The organism is Streptococcus parasanguinis (genome assembly GCF_009717775.1).
GTDB lineage: Bacteria > Bacillota > Bacilli > Lactobacillales > Streptococcaceae > Streptococcus > Streptococcus parasanguinis_AG.
Genome location: NZ_WMZF01000002.1, coordinates 165,372 through 184,315, shown reverse-complemented (window position 1 = coordinate 184,315; position 18,944 = coordinate 165,372). Strand labels below are relative to the sequence as shown.

Here is an 18,944-nt window from a genome sequence, read left to right as displayed (position 1 = left end):
CCATTTTAAAAGTATTTTTTAATTTTATCAAAAAAGCATTTACTTGCCTAATATATATTTTTTATGGAGGTGATAGTTTTTCTTTATCACACTTCTTGGGCCTTAAAATACCGCAATAAAGCTTGCGCATTTTCAACATAATAGGGAACCGATACCTCAAAGGCTGCATCATCGATGGTCATGTGATCATGATGAAGGTCTGGCGCATCCGGTTCTCCGTTTGAACCGATAAAGGCAAAGACTCCAGGAATTCGCTCTTGGTAAAAGGCAAAGTCTTCTCCAGCTGTAGAAGGATTCGCTGGGATCACTTCAGCCAAACCTTGTGAAGCTTCCCAAACTACCTGCGTCAATTCCTCATCGTTAAAGGTAACGGGAGGTGTCACACCCCACTCAAAAGCCACATCCACTTCCAGACTTTCTGCAATGTGTCGAATGATGGAAATAAAATGTGCCTTCAAGTCTCTTTGCACACTCGGATTAAAGGAGCGAATGGTTCCTTCAAAATAGCCTGATTTAGGAAGTACATTCCAGGTTGAGCCCACATCCAGGTGCGTAATGGACAAAACAGCTGTTTCAAAAGGAGAAACGGTCCGTGAAATTAATAATTGTAAGTTCTGAACCATGGTTGTGACGGCCGTTACAGTGTCAACTCCCAAATCTGGTCTTGCGGCATGACTACTAACCCCTGTCACGGTAACCTTGAATTTCTCAACCCCTGCCATCATGGCTCCAGCATTCAAGGCAAGTTGCCCTGCTTTTAGCTGGGGAATGTTGTGAAAACCAATAATTCCTTGAACATCCTCCAACAGTCCTGTTGCCAAAACATCAGAAGCACCTTCTGAGATTTCTTCTGCTGGTTGAAAGATCAAGCGTATGGTTCCTTCAAGCTGGTCTTCTTTTTCCTTGAGAAGAGCTGCTGCTCCTAGAAGACTGGTTTGATGAAAATCATGACCACAGGCATGCATGACGCCTGGATTCTGACTTTGGTAGGGCAGATTCGTTTGTTCCAAAATTGGAAGGGCATCGATATCTGCTCGAAGTGCCACTACCGGTTGGCCGGAGCCAATTTCTGCAATCAGACCAGTTTTTAATCCACTCTCTAAAATACGAATCCCCAACTCTTCTAAACGCTCTTTTAGAAAGGCGGTTGTCTGGTATTCTTGACCAGACAATTCTGGGTGTTGGTGGATATAGTGGCGAATCTCTGCTAACTCTTCATAAGAAAAAGACACAAGCCTTCATCTCCTTTCAAACTTAAAATTATTTTATCACTAATAGGTGTTTCCGTCTAATTCTTGTTTCTTGGGTTTTGATATAGTTTCAAACTATAGACAAAAACACTCCTAGATTCCTATCCTAGGAGTGCCAACTTCAGCATTAAGAAAGATTTCCCTCGAATTTTTCCATAAAGCTATCACTATTGTAGGCTTTTTCTACTTCCCATTTGCCATCTTTCTTAACAAAGGTCAACTGGTAGTCGTACCGATCCGGCGTCGTCAAGGGACGATCTGCAAGAGAAGCCATCATTTCCTCTCTATAGGCTTTATTTTGAGCCTGATTCGCCTCGATGATACCTGGATAGTCTTTTCGATGTTCTTGATAGAAGGTCTGCATGTGGTTTAAAATCGTCTTTTCCATGCTGACAGTCTCAGGATTCAAGCTAATGACCACCTTGTCCGGGAGGTATTGTTTAACCTTATAGGTTAATTTCGCGCGCTTTGCATTTTCCTTTTCATAAGCATCGATAAACTGGGTCACTTCTTCTTCTGGGAATTGGTAATCATGCAATTGACGGGTAAAATCAGCCGCAAATTTCGCACGGAAATCACTGGCTTCCTTTTTCAAATCAGTTCCCAAAACAAAAGCATCATCCTTTTTGACCTTTCGTTGGCCACTGAAGTAAACTTGATTGATGTATTCATCTGCTAGAATAGTTGAAGCTTCCACCTTGTCCTCATACTGAGAAGAATCCACCGCAAATTTTAGAGGCTTGGATTTTTTATCAGAGCTATAGGTTTTTCGTTCATACTGCACTTCGTATTTTTTGCCTTTTTCGACTGGGAAGACAATATAGCCGGTTAATTTTTTATCCTGGGCCAACTGATCACTCTTGAGCAATTGGAAGGCTTCCGTTTGGTCATAAATTCCTGACTGCAATTTGACCTTGTTATTCTCCGCATCGTAAATGGTGATATCTGAATCTGACACGTTAATAGATTCTTTAGCAACATTCTTAAATTCTAATTGAAGGGCCAAATAAGTGCCGTCTTCTGAGTCATTGAGGACAGGCGGTTTGATGTATTGCCCTCCTTTTAGGCTCAGCTCTACTTGACCGTCAGATGCTGAATTTTTCGCCGCTTTTTCCGTCTTTGATTGCTGCGAATTTGTCTTTTGAGCAGTGGTGCCACAAGCTACTAGACTCAATGTCGCCACAGCAAATAGGGTCCATTTAAAAATCTTTTTCATCCTTATCTCCTTAAAAAAGTTTTGTTCTATTTTAACATCTTTTTCTATCTATGTATACGCTATATAGTGATAACTCTTCCCTATCATAAAAAGGCCAAGACCTTCGTCTCAACCTTTTAACTAAAATATGTTTGGTCTTGATTTTACAAGATGCCTTTTTCTTTTTGAATCATGAAATCCTTGAGGGAAATCAAGAGAACTGCAAGGAGGATCATGGCCATCCCAATCACATCAACCATAAAAAAATGCTCCTTCATAATGACAAAGGCAAAGAAAACTGCCGAAACAGGCTCAAAGGACGCCAGCAAGCTTCCTTTAACGGCTCCTACCAAAGAGGTTCCTTTCAGAAAGGCTGTATAGGCAAAAATCGTCCCAATCACCACCAAGCCAAAAAGGGCCATCCAGGTATCGAGTCTGTAGTTTCCAGAAGAAGAGAGAAGACCACTAAAAGGGAGCATTAGGATTCCTGGAATAGTCATCCCAACTCCAATCACCAGCATGCTTCCCCATTTTTGAATTAAGTTCAGAGGTAGAATGATGTAAAGGGCATAGGCAAATGCTGACACCACTCCCCAAGCCAAACCTTTGGGATTGATGGCCAATTGATTGAGTTGACCATGGGTTGCTATTAAGAATGTGCCACCAATCGCTAGAAGCATCGAAAACACTTCTGCTAGTGTAGGGGCCACCTTATCCATGATACAGGTATAGGCTAAAATTCCCACTGGACAGAGATACTGTAACACCGTAGCAGTCCCAGCATTGGTTTCAGCAATCGCCTCTAAATAGGTCAACTGAGTCAATAACAATCCTAAAAAGGCAAAAATAAGAAGGGGAAGGTAGGAAGATTTATCTTTGGCAAAGGCCAAAAACTTCTCCTTATCTGCAACGTAGGAAAGAAGAATAAGGACAATTCCAGAAAAAAGCAAACGGAGATTTGTTAACTCAATAGCCGAAAATCCATGAACCATTAAATATTGCCCGCTAACTCCGGATAGTCCCCAAGCGATCCCGGCGATCAAGGTCATGAGTGTTCCTTTCATCGTCTTTGACATAGTCCCCTCCTAAATCTGTTCCTTACTTTTATTGTATCATAAAAGGCCGAAACGAAACGTTTCAGCCTCATATATTTCATATAAATTTATTCGCTTATTCAGGTTGAACCAAAATCTTGATTTGAGATTTATCTTGTGTTAATTCAATAAATCCTTCTTCAACGATATTTTCCAATTTAATTTTCTTGGTAACCAATTTTTCAGCAGAGAAGTAGCCTTGTTCCATCAATTCCAATACTTTAGGGAAAATATGACGGTAGGCAATAATTCCTTTGAGAGATTTTTCTTGGATAGCGAATTCATTTGGATTGATGCTAGCTTCACGTTCCCAGATAGATACGACCATACATTCCCCAGCTTTATGAACAGCTGCAAGGGCTTGGCCTAAAACAACTGGGACCCCAGTAACTTCATAAGAAACATCTGCTCCCCCACCTGTTAAACGATGGATGGCTTCGACGATTGTTTCTCCTTCTTCTGGACGAACAACGATCGCTCCCAATTCTTCTGCTTTGGCTTGGCGTTCAGGAGACAATTCAACCGCATAGATTTTTGATGCTCCTGCTGCACGAAGGGCTTCAACGATCAAAAGACCAATTGGACCCAAGCCAAAGATAACAGCTGTATCTCCAGCTTTCAATGCAGATTGACGAACTGCATAAACAGCAACAGCAGCAGGTTCTGTAAGAGCGGCTTGTTCAAAACTCAAGCTATCTGGAATCACATGGACAAGATCACCATCAAGAACACAATATTTAGCAAAACCACCATCTGCAGCGAGGCCGACAAAGTTCAAGTTTGGATCAAGGTTGTAATCACCAATTAAGTTGTGCTCTGCAAGAATTGGTTCGATAGTGACACGATCGCCAACTTTGACACGAGTCACATCACTTCCGACTTCTACAATCTCACCAGAGAATTCATGTCCCAAAGTAACCGGTGCTTTTTGACCAGAATAAACATGTTCTTCTGTTGGAATGAAGATCGGTCCATCCAAATATTCATGCAAGTCCGTCCCACAGATCCCTGTGAACTTAACTGCCACTTTTACTTGATGTGGATGTACTTCAGGTACTTCCACTTCTTCGATACGAACGTCTTTTGCTGCATGCCAGCGAGCTGCTTTCATAGTAGCCATAGGATAATCTCCTTGTTTTCACCTTTTTTGTTTTCTTTTCAGGAAACTTTATATTTAAAATTGTAAACGTTTTCCTTTTGTTTGTCAAGAAAAAACTGAAGATAAAAAAAGAGCCGCCCTTCGACTACTCCTTCTTACTTTTTCTTGATTCGTGAATTCTCTATTCTCCAGCCCACCATCCAACCAAGGACGAGGAGATAATTTTCAAGCGCACCGATCCCATTGACCGGCAGATGATAGTGAAAATAACTGAAAAGATGATTGGTCCCAATCCCAAGCCCACCAATGATCAAGGCCACTAGTACCGTCCGAAGATAAAACCAATCGTATTTGAGATTGACGGCAATCAAGATCACAAGGACTGCCATATTCCAAATCCCAATCTCCCGTTGCCAACCGACAGAAATACCATATCCCGAATGATTGCCCATATAGGATGGAAAGAATAACTGGAAGATAATCGCTCCAGACATAGCGATAATGACTAGGATAAATAAAACTCTTAAAAATTTGTTCATGTGACTCCTCCTAATGCTAGTTGATATGTAATGGTCTTTCCTATTCTAACACAATTTTATGGATAGTAAAAACCAACCTCTCGGCTGGTTCTTTTTCTATCAATCTTCTTTCAACTTCGCCAATTCTTGAGCAAGTAACTTGAGGGCTACTTGTGGGTTGGCTTGGCCTTTGGTTGCTTTCATAAGGAAGCCTGTGAAGGCCTTGTCAGCATTCCGTTTACCTGACTTGAAGTCGGCTACGGCTGCTTCATTGTCTGCGAAGACTTGGTGGATGATTGGAATCAAGACTTCAGGGTCTGAAATCTGTACCAAGCCAGCTTTTTCGACGTATTCTCGCGCACCGCCACCGTTTTTCGCCAAGTGAACGAAGACTTTCTTGGCAATCTTAGAGGAGATGGTTCCATCTTCGATGATGGCAATCATTTCCACCAAGTTTTCTGGTGTCAATTGGATTTCTTCCAGCGTTTTACCTTCTGCGTTCAAAAATTGTGCGACTTCCCCTTGCAGCCAGTTAGACACTTGCTTGGCATCTCCACCAAGGGCTACGGCTGCTTCAAAGAAGTCAGAAGTGACTTTCGTAGCTGTCAATTGGTTGGCATCATAGTCAGACAGGCCAAGCTCTGCCACGTAGCGCGCACGGCGGTCTTTTGGAAACTCAGGCAATGATGTACGCATTTCTTCGATCCACTCATCTGAGATTTCAAACAAGGGAAGGTCTGGTTCTGGGAAGTAACGGTAATCCGCTGCCCCTTCTTTGACCCGCATAAGAATCGTGCTCTTGTTGGCCTCATCATAACGGCGTGTTTCTTGACGAATGACACCACCCGAACGCAAGATTTTCGCTTGGCGCTCCACTTCGTATTCAAGACCTTTACGGACGTTGGAGAAGGAGTTCAAGTTTTTCAACTCCGTCTTGGTACCAAATTCCTCTTGGCCGTAGGGGCGAAGGGAAATGTTGGCATCCACCCGCATTGATCCTTCTTCCATCTTGACGTCAGAAATACCTGTGTATTGGATGACTTCTTTCAAAGCTGTCAAATAAGCATAGGCTTCTTCTGGAGAACGCATATCTGCTTCAGAGACAATCTCGATCAATGGCACCCCTTGACGGTTGAGGTCTACATAAGAGAAGCCGTCTGTTCCATGGGTGTTCTTACCAGCATCTTCTTCCAAGTGGGCCCGTTCAATCCCGATTTTCTTGGTTGAGCCATCTTCCAATTGCACTTCAATCCACCCATTGTAACCAATAGGCTCGTCAAATTGCGAGATTTGGTAAGCTTTTGGATTATCAGGGTAGAAATAGTTCTTACGGTCAAAGTGCATGTGCTGATGGATATCCATATTCAGCGCCAAAGCAGCCTTGATACCAGCGTCCACAACACCCTTGTTCAAGACAGGAAGCACCCCTGGGAAAGACCAGTCAATCACATTAGTATTGGCATTTTGCTCGTTTCCAAAGTGGGCAGAGGTTGGTGAGAAAATTTTTGAGTTTGTATTCAATTCAACGTGGACTTCAAGTCCGATGACTGTTTCAAAGTTCATTAATTGTCACCTCCGAAAATAAGGGGTTGTTGCTTGTGGTAATCCGTCGTTGCTTCAAAGGCAGCTGCAGCTTGGTAGATGGTCTCTTCCGAATGCTTCGGACCAATCAACTGCAAACCAACTGGAAGACCTTGAGCAAATCCTGCAGGAATCGAAATTCCTGGAAGACCTGCCAAGTTGACTGGGATGGTCAACAAGTCCGCCAAGTACATGGCAACCGGATCATGGTTAAGCGAATCCAAATCAAAGGCCACGCTTGGAGCTGTAGGGCCAAGGATGAGATCGTAATCCGCAAAGACTTTTTCGAAGTCTTGGATAATAAGTGTCCGGACTTGTCCGGCTTTCTTGTAATAAGCATCGTAGTAACCAGATGACAAACTGAAGGTTCCCAGCATGATCCGACGTTTGACTTCATCACCAAAACCTTGGCTACGAGTGTTCACGTAGATCTCATCCAAGTTCTTGGCATCTTCCGCACGGAAACCATAACGAATGCCATCGAAACGTTGCAAGTTTGAAGAAGCTTCAGATGAAGCGATGATGTAGTAGACAGCAACCCCGTATTTAGAATGAGGCAGGCTGACTTCTTCGACAGTTGCTCCCAATTTTTCAAAGTGCTTAGCTGCATTAAGAATCGTTTCTTTGACTTCTGGGTCAATTCCTTCCCCTAGGTATTCCTTAGGAAGGGCAATCTTCATGCCTTTGATGTCTTGACCAATCTTAGAAGTAAAGTCTGCTACACGAACAGGTGCAGAAGTTGAATCTTTGGCATCTGCACTGGCAATCACATTAAGCAATTGCGCATTTTCCTTAACGGTTGGAGCAAACGGTCCAATTTGGTCGAGTGAGCTACCAAAGGCAATGAGACCGAAACGAGAAACTGTTCCATAGGTTGGCTTGAGTCCAACAATCCCATTGAAGGCAGCAGGCTGGCGAATAGAACCACCTGTATCTGAACCAAGGGACAAACGGACTTGTCCTGAAGCGACAGAAGCTGCTGAACCACTAGAAGATCCACCAGGCACCTTGCTGTGGTCCCAAGCATTCTTGGTTGGCCCATAGTAAGAAGTCTCACCAGATCCACCCATGGCAAATTCATCCATGTTGGTCTTCCCGATGACAATCATATCTTTTGCTTTGGCATTGGCAACCGCTGTCGCATCAAAGATTGGCTCGTAGTTATAGAGCATTTTTGATGCTGCAGTGGTCAAGATGCCATCTGTTGAGATATTGTCTTTGACTGCGAGTGGAATCCCTGACAAGAGGTTGTCTGCATCGATTCCTTTTTCATCAATGGCCTTAGCTTGCGCAAGGGCAGCTTCTTCTGCCACCGTTACAAAGGCATTGACGGCTTCTTCACGCGCCTTGATATCGTCAAGCGTCGCTTGTGTCAATTCCGTTGCTGAAATTTCCTTAGAGACAAGGAGGTCGTGCAACTCTTCAATGGTTTTATGGTTGAATGACATTAGGCATCTCCTCCATCTTCTAGGATAGCTGGCACCTTGATGTAGTAGTTATCTTTTTCAGGTACATTTTTAAACAAGCGGTCACGGTCTGTCCCTTTTTCAGCAACATCCGGACGCAATACGGTCTTACGATCAGCCATAGTCGTTGTTGGGGCTACACCGGTTGTGTCCACTTCTTCCAACAATTCCACCATGTCGACAATCTTCGACAAAGTTGTCGCAAACTCAGCTGTCTCTTCTGGAGAGAATTTCAATTTTGAAAGATTGGCAACGTGGGTTACCTCTTCTTGCGTAATTTTCATCTTGCTTCCTTTCGTGAATTGATGATTTTTCAATACCCTCTATTTTACCATAATTTAGCTCAATTTGCTTGCCTTAGAAAAAATCTGTAGGACTTTTTTGTCGCTACAGATTCTTCATTTTATATTGCTATTTCACCTAATTGTCCCATCTCTATTAGAGTTTCTTTCCAGAGTTCCTGGACATGAGATGCGAGGTAGCAAGAAGCCAAGTCATAAGAAGCCTGATGAAATGGTGCAAGGTCACTTTCAAAGAGCTGGGCCAGCTTGTCTGCCAACTCTTTCACCAATTGTTCTTCGGGCACTGTCTCGCTATAAGCTACCAAAAAGCCATTTTCACCCTCTTTTATAAAAGTTGGATTGCCATAACGGGCATCAAAGCCGAGCAAGGCTAACCCTGCTCCAGCCGCCTCCATCAAGGTCAATCCAAAGGTCTCCCACTGAGAGGTGGTGAGGTAGGCTTGGTAGCAAGGATAAATCTGCTTAAGATCCGCATGACCGCGTAGGTGAATATAATCTTGTGCTTCCAACTCCTGAATCAGGTGTCGCAAGTTGTCCGCTTCGCCACCTTTCCCATAAATATCAAGCTGAAGGGCTGGGAGTCGTTTCTGTGCTTGAGCCACTACTCGAATGGCCAAATCGATGCGTTTTCTTGGATCCAAACGGGAAGCTGTGATCACACTAAAGGGAGGTCGATCTCCTTGTGATTCCGTCAATTCTTCTAGATGCCCCACTGGAATACTATAGATCGGAATTCCTTGGCATCCTTGTTTGGCAAGTGTCTGCTCCAAGACTTCTTTTTGAAGATCCGTTGCCGTGATGAAGTAATCGAAGCGTTTGGCATACTTGAACACATAATAGTACTCATAGTTGAGATGGCCATTTTCAAATTCATGCTCCGAATGAAACACCATGGCGAGCTTGGAAGGATTATCTTTCTCCAACAAAGGGCGGGCAAAATCCATGCGCGAAGCCCGATCAAGCAAAATCAGATCTTCTTCTTTTAGCGACAGCTGCGACAAAAAACGTCTCATCACTTCTGTATGGTTGGTCAAAATCTCAGGCCCCAGTTTATAGAGCCAGCTTCCACCGAACCTCGATTCTTCAAAAGTGATAGTCCCATCTTGATTGTGATAGGTCCGTCTGACAACACTACCATACTGAAAATACTCGGTGACAAGTTTACAAGCTCCATAATACTCTCGCTTGATTCTATTTCCAGCCAAAAGATAGTCTACATAGCGGACACAGTTTGGATGATAGGGATCCAAATGAAAGGTTAAGGCGTTCCCATCCGCAAATTGGTAGCGAATGGCTCTTTCCGTTTTTTCGACAACATCCAGACGAGTCAGTTGAAACTCCATTTGCAAGGCCCCTACCGTCTTTTGAGGGACCGTAGTCTGTTGATCTGAAAAAGCTAAATGGGCAAAAAGCAGTTCCTCATCCCGGTGCCCCAATGATAGGTAATAGGCCAATTTTTCTGGAGTGGGCCAAGTGGTAAAGACAAACTTCGCTGCCACTCCTAGACTCCGGAGCATCTTTGCCCGAGAGGCTTGTGCAACATCGACCCCATTGGGTTCAAATCCCACTAATAGATTAAAGGTATAAATGGTCATGCTGTTCCTCCCTCTAATCGCTTAAACAGCTCTTCCAAAGCTTCTTTTTCAGGCAATTTCAAGATTCGTGCCTGCTCTCTTACCAATTCTTTGTAGGTGTCTGGCTGCTGGATCAAGGTATCTAGTTGCTGTTCCATTTCTTCGACTGTCTCAGTGATCGTGCTCAAGTTTTTATAGGCTTCATGGTGCACGGTAGTCTTCAAACCAAACAAGACCTGCCCATTTTCAAGCGCATGAAGGCTACTGCTCCATACTTCTTCTCCCTGGTTGCAATCCAGATAAATAGAGCAGCTGGATAACAAGTCCTCATATTTGTCCAGCGAAATCCCTGGATAGAGGCGCACATTGGAGCGAGTCGCTAAGTCTGTTAATTTTGGCCCCATAGCCGTCAAGGCAGCAATGTGAAAGGTGACTTGTGGGAATTGATGGACTAGGCTAGATAGGCCTTCGACCTCTTGAGAAGCCGTCATAACCAGGGCTTCTGGTTGAAAACTTTCCTGCTCCACATCTACAAATCCTGACAAGGCTGTGATTCCGTCCGTTTTCTCCCTCAACAGACTATCTTCTACCAACAAAATCTGACTGACTTGTTCTTTGATCTCGTCTGGATCATGCGCGTCACTGGCACAGTAGGCGAGTCTTTCCTTTGGTTTCTCTTTCACAACATCTAGCAATGCCTTGTCCATCAAAAGAACGGCTTCATCTTCCGGCAAGACTTGTTCTAGGATAGCTCTTTGCAGCTCTTTCTTATTGGCATACAGGCGATCCCGTCCCTTAGGAGTTTGAAGCAAAAAGGTTCCTTGTGAGACAAAGTGAAGCAAGACTTCTTCTTGCTGACGATTCAAATAAATGTCTAAATAAGGTTGACCAGCTTCAGTAAGGAGACTTTGCTTGCTTCTCCAGCCATAGCGGTTATAAACATCAATGGATACGATCGCCTCTCCCTGACCAAACCACTCCACTCTTTCAACCGTTCGTGACAAGATATCCTCTCGCAAAACCACATTGGCACGACGCTCCTCCCCATCAAACAGATAGGTTGTGATCCCAAGCGTCCAACATTCCCATAATTCTGGAACCTCTAAATCATTGAAAAACAAAGGGTTCCCAACTTTTGATGCCGGGTCTTTTTGGGTAAAAAAGGTCGCCAGACTCTCTGTCTGTTCAGCTATATCTGTTTCCAGATTGGTCACAAACACACGGTAGGGCTGGCCAAGTTTGTCCAATAATTTTCGCAAACGATCCAGCTCTCTGGTCTGCTCTGATGCAATAATGAACATGCTGATCCTTTCTCATCATTAAGTTCTTAGTCCATGGTTTCAACGAAACTGAGGTTGATCACCACGCGCTCATAGGTTTCTGACTCTTGTAAGCCAGCTTCTTCTAGTTTTTCAAGAGCCCGTTTCAACCGCGTTTTATAGATATAGCGGTGCCAGGTCAGATCATAGCCCAACATCCCAAGAAGAGCCAATTTTTCTTGCTTGGCTTCCATCTCATCGAGTACCCGCTTTTCTGTCCAAACCTGGGACAGAGTATCTGAACGACCCACGCGATACCAATAAATACATTTCTCCGTATGGACCACCCGATTGGCTTTTAAGAAGAGCTTGTACATGAGAAAGTTATCTTCAACATTTTTTCCGACCGGAAAACGAAGCCCTTCAAATAAGTTACACTTATAGAGCTTCATCATAGCACACGCCCAGGCCATATCTCTGGTCTCCTGAATGGCATCGTGGTCCATAATTGCTCGCCCCTCATAAAGGGTCTCTGAATAATCATCGTCCGTTACCTTGATCAAGTATTTGCTACTACTGTCATCATAGAGGTTATAGTTGGCTACCGAGACATCCGCATCATACTTCTTAAGTTGGCGATAGAGCACTTCTACATAGTCCTCCGTCACCCAGTCATCTGGGTCAATAAAGGTGATGTAATCACCAGTCGCTAACTCAATCCCTGTATTTCGAGCAGCAGATAAGCCCCCATTTTCTTGGCGGACATAGCGGATGCGCGCATCCTTCCTAAAAAATTCTTTACAGATCTCTTCTGACTGATCTGGCGAACCATCATTGACCAATATGATCTCTAAATTCGGGTAAGTCTGATGGATAACCGTTTCCAAACATTGCCTCAAATAAGCTTCTACATTATAGATGGGAATGATAATACTGACGACTTCATTTGCTTCCATACTTCTTCTCATTTCTCTTTAAATAATCGCGAATCGCTGTCACCATATCCTGCACCTGATCATCCCTAAACACCTGATTCTCACCATTCTCTACATGGTTGGTTCCTTCAAAAGAGAAAATCGGTAAGTCCAATTGCTGAATAGTATGCGTGATTTGATCCACTTCATCATAGGGATTGATATCCAGATAAACATCCAGTTTTTCTAGGACTTTTCGACTGGTCAAGGGATCAAAAGAGGGGTAAAGAAAGAGGTTAGGGTAGCGTTCCAATTGCACCAAGTTAAAACCAAAATGACTATGGGCAAGGACATGAATCGCTACGTCCGGCAACTCTTTTAACAACGTCTCCAACTCGTGGATATCTGCTGTATGGGTATAAATAGCCGCATGATAAGGAAAATCTCCCACTAGATCTTGATAGGTTTGCTTCAAAATCGGTTTTCGAAGCAAAATTTCCTCCCAAGAGAGGGTATAATAAAACCACCATAATTCACGAAAACGATTGAAACATTTAGAGGTCCATGGTTTATTATGAGAGGTGTAGTGAACGACTGCTGGGATCCCTTGGAAGGCATCATACCAGTCCAAATCACCATAGAGATATTGATCCTTATCAGACCCTACTTGTAGATTATAGGTCCAAGGTAATGGATACCAAGCATCTTTGAAATACAGGTTCAAAATTCCTTGATCTCCGTAGACATGCTGATGGTGCTTGCGAGTGAGGTCAAAAAGAGCCTCTGTCACTTGGTGCTCTTGCCACCAAGCCTTATCAATCACCAAAAGTCCAGCATTAAAACCATCTGTCGTCGTCGGCTTATCAACCACTGCACCCAGTCCATAACCTTTTAGATCGACCTCAAATAAAGGCGATAAATCCTGTGTAAAGATCATATCACAATCCAGATAGAGGATTCGCTCCTCTTCCACCATCTCTGGAATAGCGTAACGGAAATAGGTTGTATAGTGAATATGGTCACTTGGAAGCGAAAAGGACTGGAATTGCTCGGGAGACATCCGACAATTGATCACTTCCGAATCCAACTGGCGCAAGCGCTGATTCATGATAGTAAACCACTCAGTTGGTAGATCTTCATTTAAGACATAAATTTTCAACTGGTCCTGATGGGCACACAGTGACTTCATAGCGGTTTCCAACTTTTCCATATAAGACAGATTGGCTGAAAACACGACAGCTTTTTTACTCATAACTTCCCCTTTTTTCTTTCATTAGAATACCATTTTCAAGAGAGGAAAACAATTTCTAAGCCCCAAAAAAGAGGCCTAGACACGTGTCTATGACCTCTTTTACATCGGTTTCTTATTTTTGGTCTAATACTGCTAGTGTATCGTCTACCAAACTTGCCCCTAAGACATGCTTGAAGTGATTCAAGGCAAACTGGTGATTTTCAGGAGTGAGCGAAGCCACTGCAGGTTCCACAACCTCGATCTGATAACCCAGATTGTAGGCATCAACCGCTGTATGAAGGACACAGATATCGGTCAAGACACCTGTCAAAATAACGGTATCCACATGACGTTCCCGAAGGCGGATATCTAGATCCGTCCCTGAAAAAGCAGAATAATGACGTTTGTCCATCCAAAAGACACGTGAATCCGCTTTGTGTTCTCGATAAAAATCTGCTAAAGGACCGTACAAATCACGTCCACTAGTCCCAATGATATTATGGGGTGGGAAGAGCTTACTTTCAGGATGAAAAGGATCGTCTACATCATGCGCATCAATGGCAAAAAAGATATAGGCTCCTTGGTCAAAGGCCAATTGGGTCACCTGAGCAATGCTCTCAGAAATGGCTTGGGCGGGAGCCCCTGCCGTTAGCTTACCTTCATCCGCTACAAAATCAACGGTGTAGTCAATCGAAATTAATGCTTTAGCCATTAGTAGTCTCTTTTCTTAATTTCTTCAAAAATATCTGGTATCAACACTTTGAGATAAGTTCCCTTCATTCCGAGTGAACGACTTTCAATAATACCAGCAGATTCCAATTTCCGAAGTGCATTGACAATCACAGAACGGGTAATGCCAATACGATCTGCGATGATAGAAGCAGTCAACTGACCTTCATTGCCTTTCAATTCACTAAGGATGGCAGATACGGCACGCAATTCGGAGTAAGACAAGGTATTGACAGCCATATTCACCGCTGTGCGACGACGAATATTCTTCTCGTCCTCCTCGCGTTGGTAGTTCAACATTTGAATCCCTACCACGGTACTAGCAATCTCAACCAAGATCAAATCATCATCCGCAAACTGTTTATCATTGCGCCAAATGATTAAGGAACCCAACCGAATCCCAGAAACATGAATGGGCGCAATGGTTGTCAAGCCATCAGGAAATTCAGACTTGGTTTCAACCGGAAAGATACTCAAATCATGGTCCACATCTAAATTAGCTTCTGTATCGTAGACCAAACTAGTCGCCTTGGCATAATCTTCTGGTAGTTTTTTGTTTTGGAAGAAAGCTTCTACCCGGTCATTGTTGGTCTTATAACGCATGAAATAACCAAGAAGGGTTCCCTTGCTATTAATGATACAGGCATTACAGTGGATAATATCCGCCAATTGCTGGGCAATATCATTGTAAGGCATCTCAGCTTGCAACTGTTCATCTGTCCGTTTCAAGATGGATGTAATTTTACGTGTCTTTTCTAATAAGTTTGCCATAATAAACCTCGCATATAATCAGCTAAAGTATATCATATAAGTGTGGGAATTTCAATCAAATTATCTGAAAATTATTTATTTTTTCTACAATTATGCGCAATTCAGAAAAATGGCGATGAGATAACATGGATTTTATAGAATGAAACAAAAAAAGAGAGTGGGACAGAAATCAGTAATTCGTTAGAATTCGATTTCGTCGTCCCACCTCCGCACAGTTGAGTAGGGCTATAAAAGCTGATGAAATCAGCGTAGTAGAGTCCACTCAACCACTGCGTCTTGCTCGACAATCCAAAGACAATTGAGAGGCTAGGACTTTTGTCCCAGCCTCCTTTAACTAATTAGCGTTTGTATTGTTTCAAGAAACGAGTCATTTTTTCTTGAATTTGAGCCAATTCATCCACACGTGGGAGGTAAACGATCCGGAAGTGATCTGGATCTTTCCAGTTAAAGCCACGGCCATGAACCAAAAGAATCTTTTCTTGCTTCAAGAATTCTAATACAAATTGTTCATCGTCATCCACGCGGTACATATCCCGATCAATCTTAGGGAAGATATAGAGACCAGCCTTTGGCTTAACAGCTGAGAGGCCTGGAATCTCATTGATAGCTTTGTAGATAAAGTTCCGTTGTTCGTAGATTCGACCACCTGGAAGCAAGAGTTCATCCACAGATTGGTAGCCTCCAAGAGAGGTTTGCACAACATGTTGAGATAAAACATTTGAACAAAGACGCATGTTGGACAACATGTTCAAGCCTTCGATATAGCCCTTCACATGGTGCTTTGGTCCGGACAGAACCATCCAACCAACACGGAAACCTGCAATCCGGTGAGATTTTGACAAGCCATTCATACTCACACAGAAAAGATCAGGCGCTAAACTTGCAATAGCCGTGTGCTTTTCGCCATCCATGACCAAGCGATCGTAGATTTCATCCGCAAAGATGATCAAGTTTTTTTGGCGAGCAATCTCTACAATCTCAAGCAAGATCTCATCTGGATAGAGGGCACCCGTTGGGTTATTCGGGTTGATGACAACGATGGCTTTGGTATTTGAGGTAATTTTCGACTTGATATCCTCGATATCTGGATACCAGTTTGCTTCTTCATCACAAAGATAGTGAACCGCATTCCCACCAGCTAGGCTGACAGCTGCTGTCCAAAGAGGATAGTCCGGCATAGGAACCAAGACTTCATCGCCATTGTCGAGCAGTCCTTGCATGGACATGACGATCAGCTCACTCACTCCATTTCCAAGGTAAATATCATCAATATCCACATTTGGAATTTTTTTCAACTGGCAGTACTGCATGATGGCCTTGCGGGCTGAAAAGATCCCTTTTGAATCCGAATAGCCTTCACTATCCCGCGCATTCATGATCAAATCATGGATAACTTCATCTGGAGCTGTAAAGCCAAATTCAGCAGGATTCCCTGTATTCAAACGAAGAATTTTTTCTCCATTTGCTCGCATGCGCATGGCTTCTTCCAAGACTGGACCACGAATATCGTAAGCGACATGTTCGAGTTTGCTTGATTTATTATATTCCTTCATATTCTGCCTCGATTCACGAAATTATCTCTATTATACCACTAGTTCAAATAGAGTACAAATTGAGGACTTTATAAATTCTGCAAAAATATACCAGAAAAGTGAGACTTTACCTTTACATTCTAGCTTAAAAGGAATAAAATATAAGTGTATAAAGAATAGAAGAACTTCTGTTCTATCCATGTTTTCAAGCTATAAGGAGGTAGGGTTATGTCTCAAAAATACGAAAACATCATGGTCGCCGTCGACGGTTCTCATGAAGCAGAATTAGCCTTTGAAAAAGGGGTTAATGTTTCTCTTCGCAACGGCTCTAAATTGACTATTGTCCACGTCATCGATACCCGTGCCCTTCAAAGTGTCTCAACCTTTGATGCTGAAGTCTACGAAGAATTGCAAGAAGAAGCCAATGAATTGCTCAAAGGCTACAAGGAACGTGCTGAAAAAGTCGGGGTTCAAAATATTGCGACTGTTGTAGAAATGGGAAATCCAAAAGTCCTCTTGTCCAATGATATCCCAAGTAAAGAAGGGGTTGACCTCATAATGGTCGGGGCTACTGGACTCAATGCCTTCGAACGGTTAATGGTCGGATCCTCCTCAGAATATATCCTTCGCCACGCCAAAGTAGACTTACTAGTGGTGCGTGATAAGGATAAAACCATGTAAGAAAGAAAAAGTTATATTGAAAACTTTTCTTAGGTGAGTACGGACGTCAGCGAACTTCTTCGAAGTTCCATGACTAAGTTTTGAGCCTAAGGTCTCAAAACTCCCGAGTGCTAGAAACAATAGTGTTTCTAGCACTTTTCTCACGGCGGAAAGTTTTTCAATATTTTTTATAAATTTTAAAAATAAGAACATATTTCGACTTCTTTGTGGAACACTTTACTTATCTTAGTAAAAAATAGTTTGTCTACATTCTAAAAAAGGTTTGGAACCTTTGTTCCAAGCCTTTTTTAGTTGTCTTTTTTTGCTTCTTTTTGTTTTGCATGTTTTTCGTAGGCCTTGAGCTGGCGATCGAGTTCTTTTTTGATAGCTGGTTCTGGGGCGTATTTTTCTTCCCAATCATCTGGCTTCAGAATTTTGTGGGTTACTGGATCAAAGTGCGCCTTTCCATCTGGGAAAATCTTGCCCATATTGGCCCGGTGAACAATCTCAAAGACCTCTTCAGGATCGACCCCCATTAATACAAAGCTACCATAAGTCAAATAGAGGGTATCAATCAAGGCATCAACCTGCCCTACCATGGAGATCTCAGCTGGATGCTTGCTCCGAACCTTATCTGCGGCCTTATCCAAGGCTTCGTGAAGAGCTGCCACCGAGCGGTCAAATTCTTCCTCACTTGTGCTAGCTGCTCGAACAAATTCTACCAACTCCTCTTGCTTGAACATGGTACGATAAAGGGCGTCTTGAGGCTGCCAAACGACTGGTTTCTCCTGGGTTTCCCCATCCATCACACCATGGAAGGTTTTGACCTTATTGAAGTGATCATCCTTAGAAAGAAAGAGTTCTTTCTCTGAGAGAATACCAAAGTGTTGCAGGGCCTTTTGAATGCCATCCTTGCCATTACTGGTCGTGGTATGCTTGGCAATTGCCTTGACACTAGTCGTCCCATTTCCCATCGCAATGGACAAGCCAACACCTGAAAGCATCTCTAAGTCATTATCAGAATCACCAAAAGCCATCACTTCATCGATATCAAAGCCAAATTCCTGACCAACGATGCGGATCCCTTCTAACTTGGAAATCCCTGGGTTGAGGACATCTGCTGCAAAAGGACTAGACCGTGTAAATTTCAGATATGGAAACTCTTTTTCAATTTTTGCAGTCTCTTCCGGACTCGATAAGATCAGTACTTGGTAGATTGGTTCTTGCGCTAGTGCATAGAGGGTGTCCTGATCTTGTGGGACGACTTTGCTGACCACTTTGTTAAATCCTCGACTGACGGTACGGGCCATTTTGCGGGGAACAAACCGACTAGACCAGGTTGAAATAGGACTCATCCCAAAACTCATGATTCGAGAACCAAATACCCCATCCTTGGTACCGAGAGCAATTTCCTTGCGGTGTTCCCGAGCATAGTCAATTAGTTGGTGCAGGCTCTTTTTATCGATTGGACTGGTAAACAGCACGCGGTCCTTGGTCAAAATATACTGACCATTATAGGTCACTGCAAAATCAAAACCATAGCGTTCCATAAACGGTTTGACAAAGGCCGGTCCCCGCCCTGTCGCAAGGCCTACATAGATCCCTTCTTCCTTTAAGGACTGAATGGCTTTTTCTGTTGATTTTAGGACCGCTCGACTATCATTGACCAAGGTTCCATCGATATCAAAAAAGACTGCTTTTATTTCCATGTCTACTGTTTCTTTCTTTTTATGATAAAATAAATTATATCACATATTCCAAGGAGCTTC

General features: G+C 43.1%; 17 protein-coding genes. 1 reads left to right on the top strand and 16 read right to left on the bottom strand.

Features of this window, described 5'->3' with window-relative positions:
* Window positions 1–86: 86 nt before the first annotated feature.
* The 15 genes from GMC92_RS05020 to GMC92_RS04950 form a co-directional block, all read right to left on the bottom strand.
* Window positions 87–1,232 (bottom strand): amidohydrolase, encoded by a 1,146-nt coding sequence (locus GMC92_RS05020; protein ID WP_338324039.1) that lies wholly within the window; start codon window positions 1,230–1,232, stop codon window positions 87–89.
* 145 nt (window positions 1,233–1,377) lie between these two features.
* Window positions 1,378–2,466 (bottom strand): DUF4352 domain-containing protein, encoded by a 1,089-nt coding sequence (locus tag GMC92_RS05015; protein WP_155199906.1) that lies wholly within the window; start codon window positions 2,464–2,466, stop codon window positions 1,378–1,380.
* Window positions 2,467–2,609: 143 nt separating this feature from the next.
* Window positions 2,610–3,521 (bottom strand): DMT family transporter, encoded by a 912-nt coding sequence (locus GMC92_RS05010; RefSeq protein WP_003013343.1) that lies wholly within the window; start codon window positions 3,519–3,521, stop codon window positions 2,610–2,612.
* Between the two features lie 94 nt (window positions 3,522–3,615).
* Complete coding sequence (locus tag GMC92_RS05005; RefSeq protein WP_155199905.1) at window positions 3,616–4,659, bottom strand: 2,3-butanediol dehydrogenase; 1,044 nt, start codon at window positions 4,657–4,659, stop codon at window positions 3,616–3,618.
* A 134-nt stretch (window positions 4,660–4,793) separates the two neighbouring features.
* Entirely contained in the window at window positions 4,794–5,177 is a 384-nt protein-coding gene (locus GMC92_RS05000; RefSeq protein ID WP_155199904.1) for a hypothetical protein, read from the bottom strand.
* Between the two features lie 99 nt (window positions 5,178–5,276).
* Entirely contained in the window at window positions 5,277–6,719 is a 1,443-nt protein-coding gene (gene gatB / locus GMC92_RS04995; RefSeq protein WP_155199903.1) for an Asp-tRNA(Asn)/Glu-tRNA(Gln) amidotransferase subunit GatB, read from the bottom strand.
* Window positions 6,719–8,185, bottom strand: coding sequence for an Asp-tRNA(Asn)/Glu-tRNA(Gln) amidotransferase subunit GatA (gene gatA / locus GMC92_RS04990; protein WP_155199902.1), 1,467 nt, complete (start codon window positions 8,183–8,185; stop codon window positions 6,719–6,721). Before gatA ends, gatB begins: the two co-directional genes overlap by 1 nt.
* Window positions 8,185–8,487, bottom strand: coding sequence for an Asp-tRNA(Asn)/Glu-tRNA(Gln) amidotransferase subunit GatC (gene gatC, locus GMC92_RS04985; RefSeq protein WP_002884769.1), 303 nt, complete (start codon window positions 8,485–8,487; stop codon window positions 8,185–8,187). Before gatC ends, gatA begins: the two co-directional genes overlap by 1 nt.
* 119 nt (window positions 8,488–8,606) lie before the next feature.
* Window positions 8,607–10,100, bottom strand: coding sequence for a glycosyltransferase (locus tag GMC92_RS04980; protein ID WP_155199901.1), 1,494 nt, complete (start codon window positions 10,098–10,100; stop codon window positions 8,607–8,609).
* A complete protein-coding gene (locus GMC92_RS04975) occupies window positions 10,097–11,380 on the bottom strand; it encodes a glycosyltransferase family protein (protein WP_155199900.1) in 1,284 nt (427 codons plus the stop codon). The genes GMC92_RS04980 and GMC92_RS04975 overlap by 4 nt, the downstream gene beginning before the upstream one ends.
* Before the next feature lie 26 nt (window positions 11,381–11,406).
* Window positions 11,407–12,294, bottom strand: a complete 888-nt coding sequence (locus GMC92_RS04970; RefSeq protein ID WP_155199899.1) for a glycosyltransferase family 2 protein — start codon at window positions 12,292–12,294, stop codon at window positions 11,407–11,409.
* On the bottom strand, window positions 12,281–13,504 hold the full coding sequence (locus GMC92_RS04965; protein ID WP_155199898.1) for a glycosyltransferase: 1,224 nt from the start codon (window positions 13,502–13,504) through the stop codon (window positions 12,281–12,283). Before GMC92_RS04965 ends, GMC92_RS04970 begins: the two co-directional genes overlap by 14 nt.
* A 112-nt stretch (window positions 13,505–13,616) precedes the next feature.
* Window positions 13,617–14,195, bottom strand: coding sequence for a cysteine hydrolase family protein (locus GMC92_RS04960; RefSeq protein ID WP_155199897.1), 579 nt, complete (start codon window positions 14,193–14,195; stop codon window positions 13,617–13,619).
* Window positions 14,195–14,983, bottom strand: coding sequence for a GTP-sensing pleiotropic transcriptional regulator CodY (codY, locus tag GMC92_RS04955; RefSeq protein WP_155199896.1), 789 nt, complete (start codon window positions 14,981–14,983; stop codon window positions 14,195–14,197). Before codY ends, GMC92_RS04960 begins: the two co-directional genes overlap by 1 nt.
* Before the next feature lie 338 nt (window positions 14,984–15,321).
* A complete protein-coding gene (locus tag GMC92_RS04950; RefSeq protein WP_070466473.1) occupies window positions 15,322–16,536 on the bottom strand; it encodes a pyridoxal phosphate-dependent aminotransferase in 1,215 nt (404 codons plus the stop codon).
* A 207-nt stretch (window positions 16,537–16,743) separates the two neighbouring features.
* On the opposite strand from GMC92_RS04950, the gene GMC92_RS04945 reads away from it, so the two are divergent.
* Complete coding sequence (locus GMC92_RS04945) at window positions 16,744–17,196, top strand: universal stress protein (RefSeq protein ID WP_070466475.1); 453 nt, start codon at window positions 16,744–16,746, stop codon at window positions 17,194–17,196.
* A gap of 287 nt (window positions 17,197–17,483) precedes the next feature.
* Here the strand turns inward: GMC92_RS04945 and GMC92_RS04940 are convergent, their stop codons facing one another.
* Window positions 17,484–18,884: a Cof-type HAD-IIB family hydrolase gene (locus GMC92_RS04940; protein ID WP_155199895.1), complete on the bottom strand. Its 1,401-nt coding sequence runs from the start codon at window positions 18,882–18,884 to the stop codon at window positions 17,484–17,486.
* Window positions 18,885–18,944 lie beyond the last annotated feature (60 nt).